General features: G+C 37.1%; 19 protein-coding genes and 8 tRNA genes. 9 read left to right on the forward strand and 18 right to left on the reverse strand.

Annotation, left to right across the window (positions count from 1 at the left end):
• Window positions 1-27: 27 nt before the first annotated feature.
• From pheS to N2Z58_03770, 5 genes are read left to right on the forward strand one after another with little or no spacing between them, the layout of a single operon-like run.
• On the forward strand, window positions 28-1,014 hold the full coding sequence (gene pheS / locus N2Z58_03750) for a phenylalanine--tRNA ligase subunit alpha (GenBank protein ID MCX7653780.1): 987 nt from the start codon (window positions 28-30) through the stop codon (window positions 1,012-1,014).
• A 33-nt stretch (window positions 1,015-1,047) separates the two neighbouring features.
• Window positions 1,048-1,977, forward strand: a complete 930-nt coding sequence (truB, locus tag N2Z58_03755; protein ID MCX7653781.1) for a tRNA pseudouridine(55) synthase TruB — start codon at window positions 1,048-1,050, stop codon at window positions 1,975-1,977.
• 2 nt (window positions 1,978-1,979) lie between these two features.
• Entirely contained in the window at window positions 1,980-3,044 is a 1,065-nt protein-coding gene (locus N2Z58_03760) for a YchF family ATPase (protein ID MCX7653782.1), read from the forward strand.
• A gap of 27 nt (window positions 3,045-3,071) precedes the next feature.
• On the forward strand, window positions 3,072-3,320 hold the full coding sequence (locus N2Z58_03765) for a DUF370 domain-containing protein (protein ID MCX7653783.1): 249 nt from the start codon (window positions 3,072-3,074) through the stop codon (window positions 3,318-3,320).
• Between the two features lie 15 nt (window positions 3,321-3,335).
• The gene (locus N2Z58_03770; GenBank protein MCX7653784.1) at window positions 3,336-4,511 is read left to right on the forward strand and encodes a TIGR04013 family B12-binding domain/radical SAM domain-containing protein; all 1,176 of its coding nucleotides are present in this window, start codon (window positions 3,336-3,338) and stop codon (window positions 4,509-4,511) included.
• A gap of 40 nt (window positions 4,512-4,551) precedes the next feature.
• On the opposite strand, the gene N2Z58_03775 is transcribed toward N2Z58_03770, so the two are convergent.
• The 18 genes from N2Z58_03775 to N2Z58_03860 form a co-directional block, all read right to left on the reverse strand.
• On the reverse strand, window positions 4,552-4,815 hold the full coding sequence (locus N2Z58_03775; GenBank protein ID MCX7653785.1) for a stage V sporulation protein S: 264 nt from the start codon (window positions 4,813-4,815) through the stop codon (window positions 4,552-4,554).
• Between the two features lie 99 nt (window positions 4,816-4,914).
• A tRNA-Arg gene (locus N2Z58_03780) sits at window positions 4,915-4,991 on the reverse strand.
• 41 nt (window positions 4,992-5,032) lie between these two features.
• A tRNA-His gene (locus N2Z58_03785) sits at window positions 5,033-5,108 on the reverse strand.
• Between the two features lie 32 nt (window positions 5,109-5,140).
• Window positions 5,141-5,217 (reverse strand) — tRNA-Arg (locus N2Z58_03790).
• Between the two features lie 12 nt (window positions 5,218-5,229).
• Window positions 5,230-5,305: transfer RNA gene (locus tag N2Z58_03795), tRNA-Gly, on the reverse strand.
• Between the two features lie 4 nt (window positions 5,306-5,309).
• Window positions 5,310-5,386: transfer RNA gene (locus tag N2Z58_03800), tRNA-Pro, on the reverse strand.
• A 117-nt stretch (window positions 5,387-5,503) separates the two neighbouring features.
• Window positions 5,504-5,842 (reverse strand): cupin domain-containing protein, encoded by a 339-nt coding sequence (locus N2Z58_03805; GenBank protein ID MCX7653786.1) that lies wholly within the window; start codon window positions 5,840-5,842, stop codon window positions 5,504-5,506.
• Window positions 5,799-6,470 (reverse strand): protein jag, encoded by a 672-nt coding sequence (locus tag N2Z58_03810; GenBank protein MCX7653787.1) that lies wholly within the window; start codon window positions 6,468-6,470, stop codon window positions 5,799-5,801. The genes N2Z58_03805 and N2Z58_03810 overlap by 44 nt, the downstream gene beginning before the upstream one ends.
• 36 nt (window positions 6,471-6,506) lie before the next feature.
• Complete coding sequence (gene yidC / locus N2Z58_03815; protein MCX7653788.1) at window positions 6,507-7,838, reverse strand: membrane protein insertase YidC; 1,332 nt, start codon at window positions 7,836-7,838, stop codon at window positions 6,507-6,509.
• 10 nt (window positions 7,839-7,848) lie between these two features.
• On the reverse strand, window positions 7,849-8,106 hold the full coding sequence (gene yidD / locus N2Z58_03820) for a membrane protein insertion efficiency factor YidD (protein MCX7653789.1): 258 nt from the start codon (window positions 8,104-8,106) through the stop codon (window positions 7,849-7,851).
• Window positions 8,078-8,458: a ribonuclease P protein component gene (gene rnpA, locus N2Z58_03825; GenBank protein MCX7653790.1), complete on the reverse strand. Its 381-nt coding sequence runs from the start codon at window positions 8,456-8,458 to the stop codon at window positions 8,078-8,080. The genes yidD and rnpA overlap by 29 nt, the downstream gene beginning before the upstream one ends.
• A complete protein-coding gene (gene rpmH, locus N2Z58_03830) occupies window positions 8,455-8,589 on the reverse strand; it encodes a 50S ribosomal protein L34 (GenBank protein ID MCX7653791.1) in 135 nt (44 codons plus the stop codon). Before rpmH ends, rnpA begins: the two co-directional genes overlap by 4 nt.
• A gap of 110 nt (window positions 8,590-8,699) precedes the next feature.
• A tRNA-Phe gene (locus tag N2Z58_03835) sits at window positions 8,700-8,775 on the reverse strand.
• Window positions 8,776-8,819: 44 nt separating this feature from the next.
• Window positions 8,820-8,894, reverse strand: a tRNA-Val gene (locus N2Z58_03840).
• 33 nt (window positions 8,895-8,927) lie between these two features.
• Window positions 8,928-9,003 (reverse strand) — tRNA-Glu (locus tag N2Z58_03845).
• Window positions 9,004-9,182: 179 nt separating this feature from the next.
• Window positions 9,183-9,668, reverse strand: coding sequence for a GNAT family N-acetyltransferase (locus N2Z58_03850; protein ID MCX7653792.1), 486 nt, complete (start codon window positions 9,666-9,668; stop codon window positions 9,183-9,185).
• A gap of 34 nt (window positions 9,669-9,702) precedes the next feature.
• Window positions 9,703-10,473, reverse strand: coding sequence for a TSUP family transporter (locus tag N2Z58_03855; GenBank protein ID MCX7653793.1), 771 nt, complete (start codon window positions 10,471-10,473; stop codon window positions 9,703-9,705).
• A 107-nt stretch (window positions 10,474-10,580) separates the two neighbouring features.
• A complete protein-coding gene (locus N2Z58_03860) occupies window positions 10,581-11,402 on the reverse strand; it encodes a VIT1/CCC1 transporter family protein (GenBank protein MCX7653794.1) in 822 nt (273 codons plus the stop codon).
• Between the two features lie 292 nt (window positions 11,403-11,694).
• Here N2Z58_03860 and N2Z58_03865 point away from each other — a divergent pair, with 292 nt between their 5' ends.
• Genes N2Z58_03865 through N2Z58_03880 form a run of 4 tightly spaced genes read left to right on the forward strand, consistent with a single transcriptional unit; the run spans window position 11,695 to window position 16,097 of the window.
• Window positions 11,695-12,975, forward strand: coding sequence for an extracellular solute-binding protein (locus N2Z58_03865; protein MCX7653795.1), 1,281 nt, complete (start codon window positions 11,695-11,697; stop codon window positions 12,973-12,975).
• Window positions 12,947-13,861 (forward strand): sugar ABC transporter permease, encoded by a 915-nt coding sequence (locus N2Z58_03870; GenBank protein ID MCX7653796.1) that lies wholly within the window; start codon window positions 12,947-12,949, stop codon window positions 13,859-13,861. The genes N2Z58_03865 and N2Z58_03870 overlap by 29 nt, the downstream gene beginning before the upstream one ends.
• A complete protein-coding gene (locus tag N2Z58_03875) occupies window positions 13,858-14,679 on the forward strand; it encodes a carbohydrate ABC transporter permease (protein ID MCX7653797.1) in 822 nt (273 codons plus the stop codon). Before N2Z58_03870 ends, N2Z58_03875 begins: the two co-directional genes overlap by 4 nt.
• The gene (locus N2Z58_03880; GenBank protein MCX7653798.1) at window positions 14,676-16,097 is read left to right on the forward strand and encodes an MFS transporter; all 1,422 of its coding nucleotides are present in this window, start codon (window positions 14,676-14,678) and stop codon (window positions 16,095-16,097) included. The genes N2Z58_03875 and N2Z58_03880 overlap by 4 nt, the downstream gene beginning before the upstream one ends.
• Window positions 16,098-16,099 lie beyond the last annotated feature (2 nt).

A 16,099-nucleotide genomic window follows, 5' to 3' on the forward strand; every position in this document is an offset into this window, starting at 1 on the left:
AAACAGATAAAACAAGGGGGAAGTAAGATGAGTTATACTGGAGAATTGACTGGAATACTTGCCCAAGCTAGAAGTGAGATTTCAGAAGCTTCCGACACAAAAAAATTAAATGACTTGCGCGTAAAATACCTTGGAAAATCTGGTGTCATTACAAACTTAATGAAACGGTTGAAAGATTTACCAGCCGATGAAAAACCTGCTTTCGGAAAAGTCGTTAATGAATTAAAAGAGAATATAGAAAAACTGCTCGAATTGCAAAGAGAGAAAATATCCGAATTGGAGAAAGAAAAGATTTACAAAAAGCTTTGGATAGATACTACAATGCCCGGTGCACGCAGATCTGTCGGTCATTTGCATATTTTAACAAAAGTGAGAAAAGAACTTGAAGACATATTTATATCAATGGGTTTCTCCGTTGTTGAAGGTCCGGAAGTGGAAACACCTTGGTTTAATTTTGATGCACTGAATACACCCGAGTGGCATCCTGCACGTGATGAACATGATTCATTTTACATAAACGAGGAATATCTTTTAAGAACACATACATCACCTGTACAAATAAGAACAATGCTTTCAAGAAAACCACCACTTGCAATAATTTCACCTGGCAGAGTTTACCGAAGAGATTACGATGCTACCCATCTTCCAATGTTTACACAAATGGAAGGCTTGTATGTAGACCATGATGTTACTGTAAAGCATCTCAAATATTTTCTTGAAGAGTTTGCCAAACGATTACTCGGTGAAAGCACAAAAATAAGGTTAAGACCAAGCTTTTTCCCATTCACAGAACCAAGCTTTGAGGTGGATATATACTTCAATAATAAATGGTTTGAAGTTTTAGGTGCTGGTATGGTACACCCCAACGTGTTTAAAAATGTTGGGTACGATCCACAGGAGTGGAGGGGTTTGGCTTTCGGATTCGGTATAGAAAGAATTGCAATGGTAAAGTACGGAATAAGAGATATAAGGGATTTGATTAGAAATGATGTTAGGTTTTTAGAAAACTGGTAACGACTCAATTTCCTTTAAAACTCGGAGGCAGTGATGATTTCAGGGTTAATTTTAGTTGATAAAGAAAAGGGACCTACCTCGCATGATATTGTTGATAAAGTTAGAAAAATACTTGGTATAAAGCAAGTTGGACATGCGGGTACACTTGATCCATTTGCAACAGGACTATTAATTATTGGTGTGGGAAAAGCCACACGACTACTTGAATATTTACAAGGCGAGACAAAAAAGTATATTGTTAAAATGAAACTCGGAATAATAACTGATACGTTTGATATCACTGGAAAGGTTATGGAAGAACATCCCATAACAGTTAGCGAAGAAGACATAAATACAGTCATAAATTCATTTGTTGGTACTTACAAGCAAATTCCTCCAGCGTATTCTGCAAAGAAGCATCAAGGAAAAAAACTGTATGAACTTGCGCGTGAAGGAAAGATGATTAACCTGCCACCTCGAGAAGTTACTATATACGAAATAAATAAGGTCAAAATAAACATACCATACGTAGAATTCGAAGCAAAGGTATCAGCGGGAACATACATTAGGAGTCTGTGTATGGATATAGGATACACTCTTGGCTGTGGTGCAACTGCAGTTGAGTTAAGAAGGATACAGGTTGGTAAGTTCAGAGTTGAGGACTCGATAAGCATTGAATTTGATAAGGTAGATCGAGCAAAGTTAGAAAAGCATACAATTCCTATGGAAAAAATCCTTGATTACCCGAAGATAGTTGTTGACGACAAAAATAAGATATACAATGGCATACATCCAAAGGTTGATGATATAATATCGATGGATGATTTTAACAAAGACGACTTTGTTCAGATATTCTGGAATGGACTATTGATAGCTGTAGCAAAGGCAGAACGTAGTTCTGATTTTGTCAAAACATTAAGAAAACAACAAAGAAGCGAACGTGTAGCTACTTTAAAGAAAGTTTTTAAAAATGAGGAGGACTAATTATGAAAGTCGGAATCGTCGGACTCTCACAAGTTGGTAAGACGACAATTTTTTCATTGTTAACAAATATTGACGTTGACCTTTTCTCACAAGAACATCATAGGGGTACAGCAAAAGTTCACGACAAGAGGGTTGATATTCTTGCAAAAATGTATGAACCAAAAAAGGTCACATACGCTACGTTAGAATTTTTTGATACACCTGCTTTAAAAATAAACGATAAAAAAGAACGTACGGCAGTATTTAATTTACTTCAAAATGTAGAAGCTATGTTAATAGTTGTGAGAGCTTTTAGAAACGAAGCCGTAGCTCATCCAGAAGTTGAAAAACCTATAGAACAACTCAGAGCCACGCTTGATGAATTTTTATTCAGAGATCTTGATGTTGTGACGAGCCGAATAGAAAGATTGGAAAATGCAAAGAGAAAACTTGAACCTAAAGAAGAAGTTGAACTAAAGTTACTAAAGAGAATCCAACAAGCCCTTGAAAATGAACAATTACTTTCCAAAGTTGAGATTTCCGACGAAGAAAAGAAGATGGTTGGGGGTTTCTCACTGGCAACACTTAAACCTATAGCCGTTGTTGTAAATCTTGATGAAGAACAGTTTACTGAGAAAAAATACGAAACAAGAAGTGATATAATTCAATTATGCGAAAAGAATGGTTTTGCATATGTAGAATTATGTGGAAAACTTGAAATGGAATTGAATTCATTAAACGAAGAAGAGAAAATGGAACTGCTAAGAGACTTAGGTGCAGAGGAAACTGGTATTCAAAGGTTATCACACGCACTTTATAAACAATTTGGTCTTATTTCCTTTTTTACAGTTGGTAAAGATGAAGTTCGCGCGTGGACTTTGAAAAAAGGAGCCACAGCAGTAGACGCAGCCGGGGTTATACATACAGACCTTGCAAGAGGATTCATAAAGGCAGAGATCATAAAATACGATGATTTGATACGTCTTGGTTCAGAAAAAGCTGTAAGAGACGCTGGGTTAATGAAATTAGTGGGAAAAGAACACATTGTCGAAGATGGTGATATAATTACAATAAGGTTCAACGTGTAAATAAGTTTCTCCATGGAGGTGTATACTGTGCCGAAAACAGATCCTGTGGTGAAGATAAATGACAATGTTTACGTTGTAAGAGACAGGGTGATTGCCGTCGTCCCCATCAGTTCAACAATTTCAAGAAGAATAAGGGCAAGTAACCAACTTGGAGGAAAGATGGTCAACCTTTCCTACGGAAAAGAATGTCAGACGGTTGTATTCATCAACAGCGGCCACAGTTTGCTTTTAGCTGAATCCGCACGAGAAGTTAAGAAGAAGATATGGGGTGACTAAAACTAGTTGAAACATCTGAACTTTGATAGAATAATCTTCAGGACAACCAAGTACAACAGGTACAGTATAACGGCACTTGTCAGTGCTATATTGTCAAAAATAAATATTGAAGTTATTGAATGCAAAAGTATTAACGATATACTACAGTACCCGGTAAAGGGTACTGTAGTTGCTTATTCATTTATGAGCTTCGATTTAGATCTTGTTGTCGAAGAAATAGCCAAACTAAAGCAATATGGTTATACGCTTATTGCTGGCGGACCACACGCGACGGCTAATCCCGAACAAATGCTGTCAGTTGGGTTTGATCATGTTTTTATTGGTGATGGGGAAAGCAACATAATTGAATTTCTTTCTGGTAGGTGTAATGAAAAGATAATTGATGGAGTATCAAAAAGAGTAAACCTTGACGACTATCCACCTGTTTGTGAACAAAAAAAACTATTCATGCCGATTGAAATATCAAGAGGTTGTCCTTTTAACTGTGGTTATTGTCAAACACCAAGATTAGCAGGTAAAATAGTCAGACACAGAAGTATTGAACAGATAGTTGAATATGAAAAAATTTCTGTCAAGCACGGTAAAACTGTAGCAAGATTTATCACTCCTAACGCGTTTGGCTATGGTAGCAAGAACGGAATCACTCCCAATTTAGAAGCAATAGATGAACTTTTATACAAAGTAAAATCATCTGGTGTAACTGAAATATACTTTGGTACATTTCCATCCGATGTAAGACCAGAAAGTGTTACTGCTGATGTCGTAAAACTCATAAAAAAATATGTTGATCACGACTATATAGTAATAGGTGCGCAAAGTGGGAGTAACAGGATTTTGGAAAAAATTCAAAGAGGTCATACTGTTGAAAAAGTGGAAGAAGCATTGGAAATACTTTCACACAACGGTTTTTACGCGAAGGTGGATTTCATATTTGGCTTTCCTTTCGAAACACGAGATGATGTCGAAGAAACATTTAATTTCATAGAGAAAATCGTCAAAAAATACAACGCCAAGATCCATGCTCATACTTTTATGCCTTTACCAGGAACACCACTTTGGTCTGAAGGACCGGGTATTTTAAAAGACTATCATTATAAATTTCTTGGAAAATTAGCTTCTCAAGGGATCCTTGATGGATATTGGTTAAAACAAGAGCAACTTGCAAAAAAGGTTGTAAGCGTTCAAAAATAAAAGGCTGGTCTATGACCAGCCTTTCTGATTGTCTCAAAAATTATTCTCTTGGAAAGACAATAAATTTCAAAGCAGTTCTTGTTTCATTCTCCACACTCACATCTGTAAATGCTGGAACACAAACAAGGTCGTATCCACTTGGAGCAAGATATCCTCTCGCAATTGCAACAGCTTTAACAGCTTGATTCACAGCACCAGCGCCAATAGCTTGAATCTCTGCCTTACCTTTTTCTCTTATCACGCCCGCCAACGCACCTGCAACTTTGTTTGGGTTTGATTTGGATGAAACTTTTAGTACTTCCATAGTTAAAACCTCCTTTTCTTTGACGTTTGAAAATCACAATCCTGGTAGTTTAATCAGTATAATCTGGCATCGAATTAAATTAGATCATTCTTTTTACTCTGGCGCGCCCGGCAGGACTTGAACCCGCAACCATCGGATCCGAAGTCCGACGCTCTATCCAGTTGAGCTACGAGCGCGCGTTTACTTACGTGATTACAAATGCAGATATATAAAAAACTGGGGTGGCTAGAGGGATTTGAACCCTCGACCACCTGATCCACAGTCAGGCGCTCTGCCAGCTGAGCTATAGCCACCACAAATAATTGAATATTAATCTATTCTTATTTGGCGCGGCCGGCGGGACTCGAACCCACAACCCTCGGATTAGAAGTCCGATGCTCTATCCTGTTGAGCTACGGCCGCACTTTTGAAAGTTGGAGCGGGCGACGGGACTCGAACCCGCAACCCTCGGCTTGGAAGGCCGATGCTCTACCAATTGAGCTACACCCGCACATTGGTCGGGGCGACTGGGCTTGAACCAGCGACCTCCGGTTCCCAAGACCGGCGCGCTCGCCATCTGCGCTACGCCCCGACTTTCAAAGACCGTGAGTTATTATAGCATGCTATAATTATCATGTCAAGTAATGTAGTGTGAAAAATGATTGTTAAGGTTCTATTTATTTAAATTTATTGCTATTTATAGTTCTTGTTATTCCCCACCTGCTTTTGGAATGACACATATAAAAGACGCCTCTTTATCACCACAATTGTGAAATTGATGTTCTTCATTTGGTTCTACGAATACAAAACTTCCTTTTGATAATTTTGTTCTTCCATCTTTTTGAACGACTTCTATTTCTCCTTCTATTATAAATACTTCGTGTTCCCACGGATGTGTATGATATGGCGTTGAGACTCCCGGCTGGAGTGTAAAAAGCCTCATAACAAAATTCGGTGCACCATCACGCGGACCAATTAACACTCTTTTCAGAATCTTTCCACCATCAATCTCTTGTGGTTGCATTTCGGAAATATTTCCTATCTTCATCTCTGCGTCCTCCCTTCTTCGCTTCAATTACAACGTATCTGTAAGGTTCTAACCCCTCTGAGTACGTGTGTATTCCTCTATACTTCTTTGCGATTTCGTGTACCATTTTTCTTTCAAATGCAAACATTGGATCGAGTTTAACTTTTCCTACTTTCTTTACGCGATCTATGGCATTTTGAACAATCTTTTCAAGTTGCTCTTTTCGCTTTTCCCTATAGTTCCCAGCATCTATTATAACCGTTACCTTTGTATCCGTTATTCGATTAAGAAATATACTAGCAATGTGCTGTAAAGCACCAAGTCCTTTGCCGTGCTTTCCGATAATTTTTCCAATCTCCTCACTATGGCAAGAAGCTAAAAATGTCTTTCCTCTACTACTTACTTCAACATAATATTCCATATTGAAATGCTTGAACACACCTTCGAGAAAATCCTTGAGTTTTCTTTCATAATACTTGTTATTAATAGTAATCTCAACAACGGCATCACGAGCAAACAATCCAAATATCCCGTGTGTTCCCTTGTCAATCACAGTTACCTCGAATTCATTTTCAAATACATCATGCTCACTTTTGAATTGTTCAATAATACTTTCCACACTTTTTCCAACGTAGTTATACGTCTTCAAGTCTATCACCTCTTCACCTTACTGTAGCTCAGTACTTTACTTTTTCTTAGGCTTTACTCCCCAAAGCTCGTGTTGTGTAATTCCCTGAATTTTGTATTTTTTGTAAATATAGAATGTTATTATTAGTTGAATCACAGAATTCATTGTCCAGTAGAGAAATATACCACTTGGTAAACTGATAAAGAAAAACGGAAACACAGTACCCATGATTATTTGTTGCCAAGCACTTCTTGAATCTTGACTTGTTATGAGAGCAAGATAATACGACGTTACAATTGTAATAAGTAAAAATAGCCAGTTTGGACCCCAACCACCAGCAGATAAATCTTTCCAAATAAGAAATCCTCCTGATACTGAGAAAAGTTCTTGATAGCTTTGGATAACCCCGTAAAGTAACATAAATATAGGAAGCTGTATAAGAAGCATCAAACAACCACTGGATGGATTAATGTTGTTTTCTTTGTATAATTTCATCAATTCCTCTTGTTGTTTTTGAGGTTCTTTGTACTTTTTCTTAATCGCCTCAACTGCAGGTTGTAATTTCCTCATTTGGATCATTTGCTTTGTTTGAGCATGATAGAATGGATAGAGTATTAACCTGACAATTATGGTAAAAACTATAATCGTTAGTCCAAAGTTTCTTGTGAAAGTGTTAATCCAGTTAAAAAATTCCGTAAGTCCATCAGATATAAAACTATACCACGTACCAACACCAGGTACCGTTTTTATTAGCTGTATTAATCTTTCTGAATCTTTATCAAACAAATGTTTTATTACCATTTTTTTGTATGGACCAATATAAACCTTAAAGTCAAAGTTACTACCAACTACCTTTGTACTTTCAAGTTTCCCAGCAAATTTCACGATCGATACGTAGTCTCTATCCGGTCTAAAAGACACAAAAAAGTTAACTGCAGATCTGATTGTATCATTTGACCAAATCAAAGGTAGTGCAACCTTTACTTCCATAGGAGCATTAATTAATACTTTGTAAGAATACATATTCAGGTTATTATCAAATATATAAGTTTTCTTTATTCCATTTGGATATTCAAAAATGATGTTTAAATTCTCATATTCACCTTTTTGGTCCTTTTTTCCAAGAATATTGAATGTAGGCGTTCCATCGGAAAGTTCTTGATTGTTCAAGTCAAAGATATCAAATCCATCATTATCGTTTACATAAAACAAATACACCCTACCAAGCATGTGACTGACTTTGGAAAGATTACCATCCTTACCAATCTCAACTTGCAAATACTTCCCAGTAACAACAATAGAATCCACCCTTTCCTCAACAAAAACACCAGCAACCCCCACAATTAGCAATGACAACAACAAAAAAATGACGGTTAATTTCTTCAACACGACCGCCTCCTTATGAATTGGTATTATGTTTTTCAAATTTCTGGAGTATACGAAATTCATTTGGTACAGGATCCTTTCCACCTTTAGAAAGGGGATTACAGCGAAGGATGCGCCAGAAACTCAGGAGTAACCCTTTGAAAACACCAAATCGCTCCACAGCCTGGTAGGCATAAGTGGAACACGTAGGTTCAAATCGACAAGTTGGTGGTTTTAGTGGAGAAATATAAAGTTGGTAAAATCTAATAATTACTAGTATTACTTTCCGCATTAACAATCCTCTCAAAAATGCTTAATAGTGAGCTACAAACATTCCAAAAGTTACTGTTTCCAAACTTTTCAGACAAGCTTCTCCTTGCAATGATAAGATAATCGAATCCCTTTGGTATTTTTTCTTTATTTATCCTAAAACATTCCCTAACCCATCTTCTCAACTTGTTTCTTCGATTCGCCTTACCAAACTTCTTTTTGACAGAAATTGCAATCCTACTGTAATCAAGTCCGTTTATTCTGTAGATAACAACAAAATCTTCATTTTGTACAGACTTACCAAATTTAAAAAGAAGGGTTATGTCTCTCCTGAGTTTCAGACGCTCTCTCTTTTTAAAAGAGTACTTTCTCAAACAGTCAATCTCCATCTACCTGTTCTTCTTCTGTTTCTCAACACTCTTCTTCCACCTGGTGTTGACTTTCTTGCTAAAAATCCGTGTGTTCTTTTTCTTTTTCTTTGAGAAGGTTGATACGTTCTTTTCATGACACTTCCTCCTTTTTCGTATTTTCAAGAATCCAAGCTCTCGCATTAAGATTATACCAGAAAATCTTCCAAATTCAACAGGGCAAAAATTTGGTCAATTTAAAAAAAACTGGTGGCCAGGGACGGAATCGAACCGTCGACACGTGGATTTTCAGTCCACTGCTCTACCAACTGAGCTACCTGGCCACCTATGTTTTTATTTGATCGTTTCTATTTATTCTTTCTTCTGTTGGTGGGTGCGGCAGGACTTGAACCTACGACCTTCTGCTCGTAAGGCAGACGCTCTCCCTCTGAGCTACGCACCCACACTCGCTAAAATAACTCGCATTTTCAAAAACTGGCGCCCCCAACGGGATTCGAACCCGTGCCGCTGGCTTGAAAGGCCAGTGTCCTAGACCGCTAGACGATGGGGGCATTTACAATCTTCATGTTTTCCATGAAGTTAGCAACCGTTACCTATCATACCAAATAAATTATTTTTGTCAAGTGGTGTATAAAGTCTTTGTTTGAAAAAATATCGTTAATTTTGAGTTACACACAATTTTGAAAAGACCTCAAACGAATTTGAATAAATAAATTTGCTCAAAAGTCAACTATACCTTTCTTATCATGAATTTATAAATCCCGGGCTTGGAACTTTCAATTTCTATCGCATTAACAGTTTTTTTGTAATACTCTGTTGGTCCAGCATCTCCTATTATTGCATACGCATACCCAACGTTGTACATGTCATGTAGACACGCAAGTAAGAGAGCTGTTCCTATTCCCTTTCCTCTATAACTTTCATCAACACCTGTAGGACCAAAAAAACCACGGACAGTGGCATCATAACAGGCAAATCCAATTATTTGATTCCCGTTTAATGTGTCAATTGCCAAGAACAAAGAGACAGGCTTATTTGAAAATGCCATGTCTACCTCACTTGCCCAGTGTTTACCGAAAATTTTTCCCACCCACTCTATTACGAAATGCTTTTCAGGTCCGATAGGCCTTTTTATTATTATACCTTGTTTCGAAAGTTCATCAACATATGGCTTCAGTGCAGGTAGTTCATACAACTTAACAAGCATGTCTGACATGTTCTCACCTCTCCCACTAAATTTGTTCGGAAAACTATTTTATTAAATCACCTAATATTTTCAGAAGCAGCAACGAAAGCACTCCAAGCATTACCGGCTTTATTATTCCTGAACCTTTTTTGAGTGCAAGCCCTGCACCAATCCAATTACCTAATATTCCAAACATTGCTGCAGGTATCCCAAGAGAATAAATTACTTTTTTGTTAAGAATGAAGGTCACAAGTGCACCAATGTTTGATGATAAATTAACTATTTTAGCAGTCCCGGATGCGGAAACGTGATCAAAATTCAGCACAGACACATAAAGAATTATTAAAAAAGTTCCAGTGCCTGGTCCAAAAAATCCATCGTACATTCCTATGATCAGACCAACGAAAAAAGAAACAACGTAAGTTTTATTTTTATTAATCTTGTCTATTTTGGTCTTGGAAGATTCATTTTTTTTACCAATTAGAACAAAGAGTGCTGCAACAGGAATAAGTACAGTTAATATTATCTTAAGCACGTTGGAAGAAAATAACAACGCAACTTTTGCTCCTAAGTACGAACCAAGTATTGCACCTATAACAGATGGTACTGCGACACTGTAAACAATCGCTTTATTTTTAGCATATCTGAGTGTGCTAAATATTGTACCAATAGTTGAGGAAAGCTTGTTTGTTCCAAGGGCATAATGACTGGACACACCTATGAACAAATAAGCCGGGAGTGAGATTAAACCCCCACCACCAGCTATTGAATCAACTAATCCTGCAAGAAAAACAAGGGGAAAAAGTATTAATTTATCAACTGTTGAAAAAAACAATTTACTCACTCCCACTTTTTCTGTTTAAAAAAATGTTATAAAAAAAGTCTTTGCGCCAAGACTTCAAAAAAATAAGTTTTAAAAACTTGAAACATTAATAAGAGCCATTAAACAACTATATTGAAAACCGTTTTGAGCAACCAACCGATGATGTACGCAACGAATGCTGATAGACCGCCTATCATTAGCATTTCAAAACCACCAACGAACCACTTCACACCTGTAACGATTTGTCTCAAAGCTCCAACCACAAAAAGTGTTATCCCAGTAATGATACAAGAGATGAGAAATTGATTCTGAGCCAAAAAGTACCATTGTGAAGCAAATACATATGCAATCAAAGGCATAAAGCCAGCAATTATAAAGGAAAAGAACGTAACTAGAGCACTCTTAAGAGGAGATGTATCATCTTCGAAAAGTCCGAGTTCTTCATGAAGCATTGTTTCAATCCATAAGTCTTTGTTGCTCGTTATTGCATCAACTAAGTTGTTTAATTTCTCGCCACTTAATCCCTTTCTTTTGTATATCTCTCTAATTTCGTACCTTTCTGCCTCAGGCATATTTTCAATTTCCCATTGTTCTCTCTCTTTCTCTGCTTTTATGTAGTCCTTCTGTGATTTTTCAGAGAGGTAATCTCCTATGGCCATCGATATACCATCAGCAAAAAGATTCGCGAGTCCAACAATAAGGGCAACCTTCGGACTCAGATTTGCCCCAGCTACTCCAGAGATTGCTGCAAAAGTCGTAACTATACCATCACTTGCTCCATACACTGCTTGCCCAATGTATTTACCTTGCTCGGTCTTGTGCCAAGGTTCTTTTCCTATTTCTTCCGAAGAATGCAACATTTTGTGAGTTTCTAAGTCGCCGTTCAAATATGCCTCCCTCGCCCTTTGTACTCTTGTTTTGTCTCTTAGTAATCTAAGCATAATAATGCCCCCTTTCAAATTTATTATAACACAATTAATTCGTCTTTCGTATTATTGTTATTAGTTTTTTTACGGTTTAAACGTTGCTTTTACACTGCAGAGTATACATTCCATTCAAAAATTAAAGTAAAAGAACAATATCCTTAGAAAAATTAATCTAAAAGTTATTTGTTTATTGTTTTGATAGGTTTTCAGATTTTGGCAGATTTCATTACAAGTTGCCTGATGTGTTTAAATTATGATAACGTTACCACATACTGTGGTGACGAGATCATTTTAAGGAGGGAGTATTATGAAGAAATGGTTTTTTCTACTGGCTCTGCTTTTAGTGGGAAGTATTCTGATAGGCGCGCCATACAATGCTACTATCAAAGTCCTTGCTTGGGATGATGCATTGACTCAAGCTTTGAAAGAGGGGCTGCCTGAATTTGAAAAAGCCACCGGAATAAAGGTTATATTGGAGCTTGTTCCATCTGGTACTTTGCTACAAAAAATAGGTGTAAGTGTATCTCCAAACAAAACCGATTATGATCTTGTCACAATCGATGAGCCTTTTATTCCTGCACTCGCACATCTTATGACTCCATTCAACGAATGGGGTAGTGGTAAAGTGTTTAAAAGGCCGAATTTGAATATCTTTGCTCCAAATGCCTTTGAAGCTGCACAATGGATGGGAGTTTTTGTTGGAATGCCTGTTAACGCAAATGTTTATATATGGATTACAAGAAAAGATTTGATAAATGATCCAAAAAACAGAAACGATTTCAAAGCAAAGTATGGTTACGAATTAGGTATACCAAAAACATTCAAAGAGTTAAGAGATATGGCAGAATTTTTTGCATCAAGAGGTGTCTACGGCTTTGCGCCTTTCACAAAGCAAACGGAAGGTTCAACAGCAGAAGCGATTTTTATGTTTGAATCTTTTGGTACAAAACCTCTTGACATAGTTAACAACAGAGTAATTGTTGCGCTCGATGATAAAAAGGCGATTGAAGCTATTAATTTTTATAAGGAATTACTCAAGTTCGCACCTCCGGGTGCACTTGACATGGGACATTCAGAAAGAATTGCGGCGTTTAACCAAGGAAAAGTCTTTACAATGTTCCAATGGCCCGCACTCGTTCCACAACATGAAGACCCAAATTCTTCGCTGGTTGCCGGCAAAATTGCATATTCGGCCCCACCAGCTGGACCAGCAAAGGCTGCTGCAATAAGAGGGTGTTGGGTTTTAGCTATGCCGAATGCTTCTACGAACAAAGCAGCTGCCGTTGAATTTGCATATTGGTGGGCATCACTTGAAACAGGGCAAAAACTTATACCCAAAGGATTCATGCCAGCGAGAAGTGATTTGTTGTTGAATCCAAACCTTAACAAAGACAGACCATGGTTCAAAGCAATTTTCGATTCTATGAAAAGCGCAGTTGCAAGACCAAGGTTTGTCAAATATCCTGAAGCTTCTCAAATTATCAGGAATTATTGGCTTGCTGCTATATCTGACAAGATGAAACCAGAAGATGCCGTAAAGAAAATGAAGGAGGAATTAAATGAACTTCTCAAAGCCAGCGGGTATTGATCGAAAAATAAGAACAAGGGGCGTCAGCCCCTTTTGGCTTTTTGTGTTTCCTGCTTTAATTGTTGTTTTGGCAGTACTTGTTTATCCTATGATGTATGCTGTTTACATGTCTGGTTACGAGTGGAATTTGTTCGATAAAGTAAACCGAAAGATAGTTTTTTTCAACAACTATTTAAAGCTTTTTAGCGATTACGAATTTCTTCATTCTCTCTGGCTTCAATTAGGATTTATTGTCATAGCATTACCAATAGAGACCGTTATAGGTTTTTTCGTAGCATTATTGCTTAACAGAGAAGGAAAGTTTTATTCCATTGCTCGTTCTTTATTACTTCTACCAGTTTTTATCTTACCAGTTATCTCAGGACTAACGTGGCGTATGATGCTACAACCAGAATATGGAATGGTAAGTTTCATTTTAGAAAAGCTCGGCTTTGGTGTTAAAGCGTGGCTTGCAGAACCTAGATTTGCCTATGGAATGGTAATCATCCAGGATGTGTGGCGAATGTGGCCTTTTATGTTCATGTTCATATACGCTGGACTTTCTGGATTACCAAAAGAATACTTAGAAGCCGCTGAAATAGATGGAGCTGGCTTTTGGACAAAGGTATTCAAGATAATAATACCTTATTTGAGATCAACAATTGCCACCGGTTTCTTATTAAGACTTATAGATGCTCTTAGGATATTTTCAGAAGTCTACGTAATGACAGGTGGTGGTCCTGGAAACGCGACTCTTTTGCTTTCACTATACATAAACAAACAAGCTTTTGAATTTTTCAATATTGGATACGCTGCTACAATGGGGGTATTTTTGTTAATAATTGCACTTGGTATAGCTTTCTTTGTGGTGCAAGGAAATATACAATTTGAGGGTGAAAGAGGATGAAAAAAAGGAAATTAATCTCCGTACTTGTAGTGATAACAACTTTGTTGATACTTGCCGCAGAGCTAATGCCTATAATCGTGGTTGTTACAAGTAGTTTTAAGAGAGATATCGATATATGGGCGCGTAGTCCTTTCTATTTCAAACCAACGATTGTTAGTTATAAGACAGTGCTTTCAAATAAAGATTTTATCATAAGTTTGAAAAATAGCTTACTTGTTGCAAGTCTTTCGACTTTTTTTTCAATTATCATTGGTTCAATGGCTTCTTACGGTATAACAAGATACTCTTCAAAATTTAAAGAGTTTATAGCTTATAGTTTTCTTGTTTTTAGAATGATTCCGCAAATTTCTCTTGTTATACCGTTATTTGTTATGTTCACAACCTTAGGCTTGAAAGACACAATAACTGGTGTGACGATTGCTCATATCAGCTTCAACTTGCCTTACGTAATATGGCTTTTGTTACCTTTCTTTGCAGCAATACCAAAAGATTACGAGGAGGCAGCAAGAATAGACGGTGCTACAGAGTCTGGTGTGTTTTGGAAAATTTTTCTCCCATTAGTGGCACCTGGGCTTGTAGTTGCTTCTATATTTGCATTCTTGATGTCGTGGAATGAATTTTTGTACGCCCTAATATTGTCATCTGTAAAGGCTCGAACAGCTCCGGTCGCAGTTAATGGCTTGCTTGGGCAGTATGCTCCAAAATGGGGACAATTGTCAGCAGCTGGTACTATAATGTTAATACCTGTCTTTATAATCACTTTAACATTACAAAGGTACATAATCAAAGGGTTAGCTGCAGGGGGGATTAAGGGATGAAAGATTTTGAAAAGACATCAGAAAAGATACCGTTTATTACGAAATTTTTCTTTGGTTTTGGTGATGTGTATGGTGGAGGAGTATTTAATATCATAAACTTCTTTTACGCAATCTTTTTGACAGATGTTGTTAAAATACCACCTCAGTACGCTTCTATAATTTTTCTTGTTGGGAAAATATGGGATGCTGTAACAGACCCAATAATGGGCTATATTAGCGATAGAACAAAGACACGTTTCGGAAGAAGACGTCCGTATTTTTTGGCAGGTGTACCTTTTATATTTCTTTCGTTTGTGATGGTATGGTATCCTGTGAGCTTTGAAAGCATTTTCGCAAGGTTTTTATATGCATTTTTCGCTTACATCTTCTTAAATACCGTCGTTACGATGGTATTAATACCTTACACGGCTATGAGTGCCGAGATAACGTTGGATTACAATGAAAGAACAGCCATAAATTCTATAAGATTAGTTTTCTCATTAATTTCTTCTTTACTTTGCGCAGTACTACCAATGATGATAGTGAAAGCGGTAGGAGATGTTAAGAAAGGTTACTTGTTGATGTCTGTCATATTTGGTTTATTTTTTGCCTTACCATATCTTGGAGTTTTTGCATTTACAAAGGAACAAAACTTTAAGCCAGCCACCACAAAGTTGAGCTTTAAAGAGTTGATCTTGGAGCCTTTAAAAATACGTACCTTTAGACTATATCTTGCAATGTTTCTCTTTGCTTATCTTTCTATTGACACTGTCTCTGTAATATTTCCTTATTATATGAAATATTACATAGGTAAACCGTTTTTTGTATCAGCAGTACTCGGGGTTCTGCTGGTTACCGAAATAATATTTGTACCTGTTTATGCATACATTGCACAAAAGATAAGTAAGAATTTTGCATATATAGTAGGTGCCTTTATCTGGGCAATTGGTGGTATTCTAACACTTGTTATGAGACCAGAATGGTCTAACAACATATTGCTCATTTTTGCTGCTATTATAGGTGCTGGGGTTTCAGCAGTTGCCGTTATGCCCCACACAATCCTTGGTGATGTAACTGATGTTGGTGAATTGAAATTTAACGAGCGAAGAGAAGGCACAATAAGTTCTATGGCTACTTTTCTTAGAAAGGTAGCCTCAGCTGTTGTCCAAGCATTGATACTGTTGATCTTAGGTGTGGTGGGGTACATAAATCCAAAAGGTAACGAGATCCCTGTACAACCAAACTCTGTTATTAATACGATAAGATCAATCCTTGCTTTTGGTCCTATTGTTTTGTTAACATTTGGAGTTATTGCTGCCATACGCTACCCTTTGAAGCCAAAAATACATGAGGAACTTAAAAAACTGTTGAAACAAAAAAGAGAAATTGGGAAGACAGATGAAGAAAGATTAGAACAGCTAAGAAAGGAATTGATATAGCT

The organism is Fervidobacterium sp., from assembly GCA_026419195.1.
In the GTDB taxonomy this organism is placed as follows: domain Bacteria; phylum Thermotogota; class Thermotogae; order Thermotogales; family Fervidobacteriaceae; genus Fervidobacterium.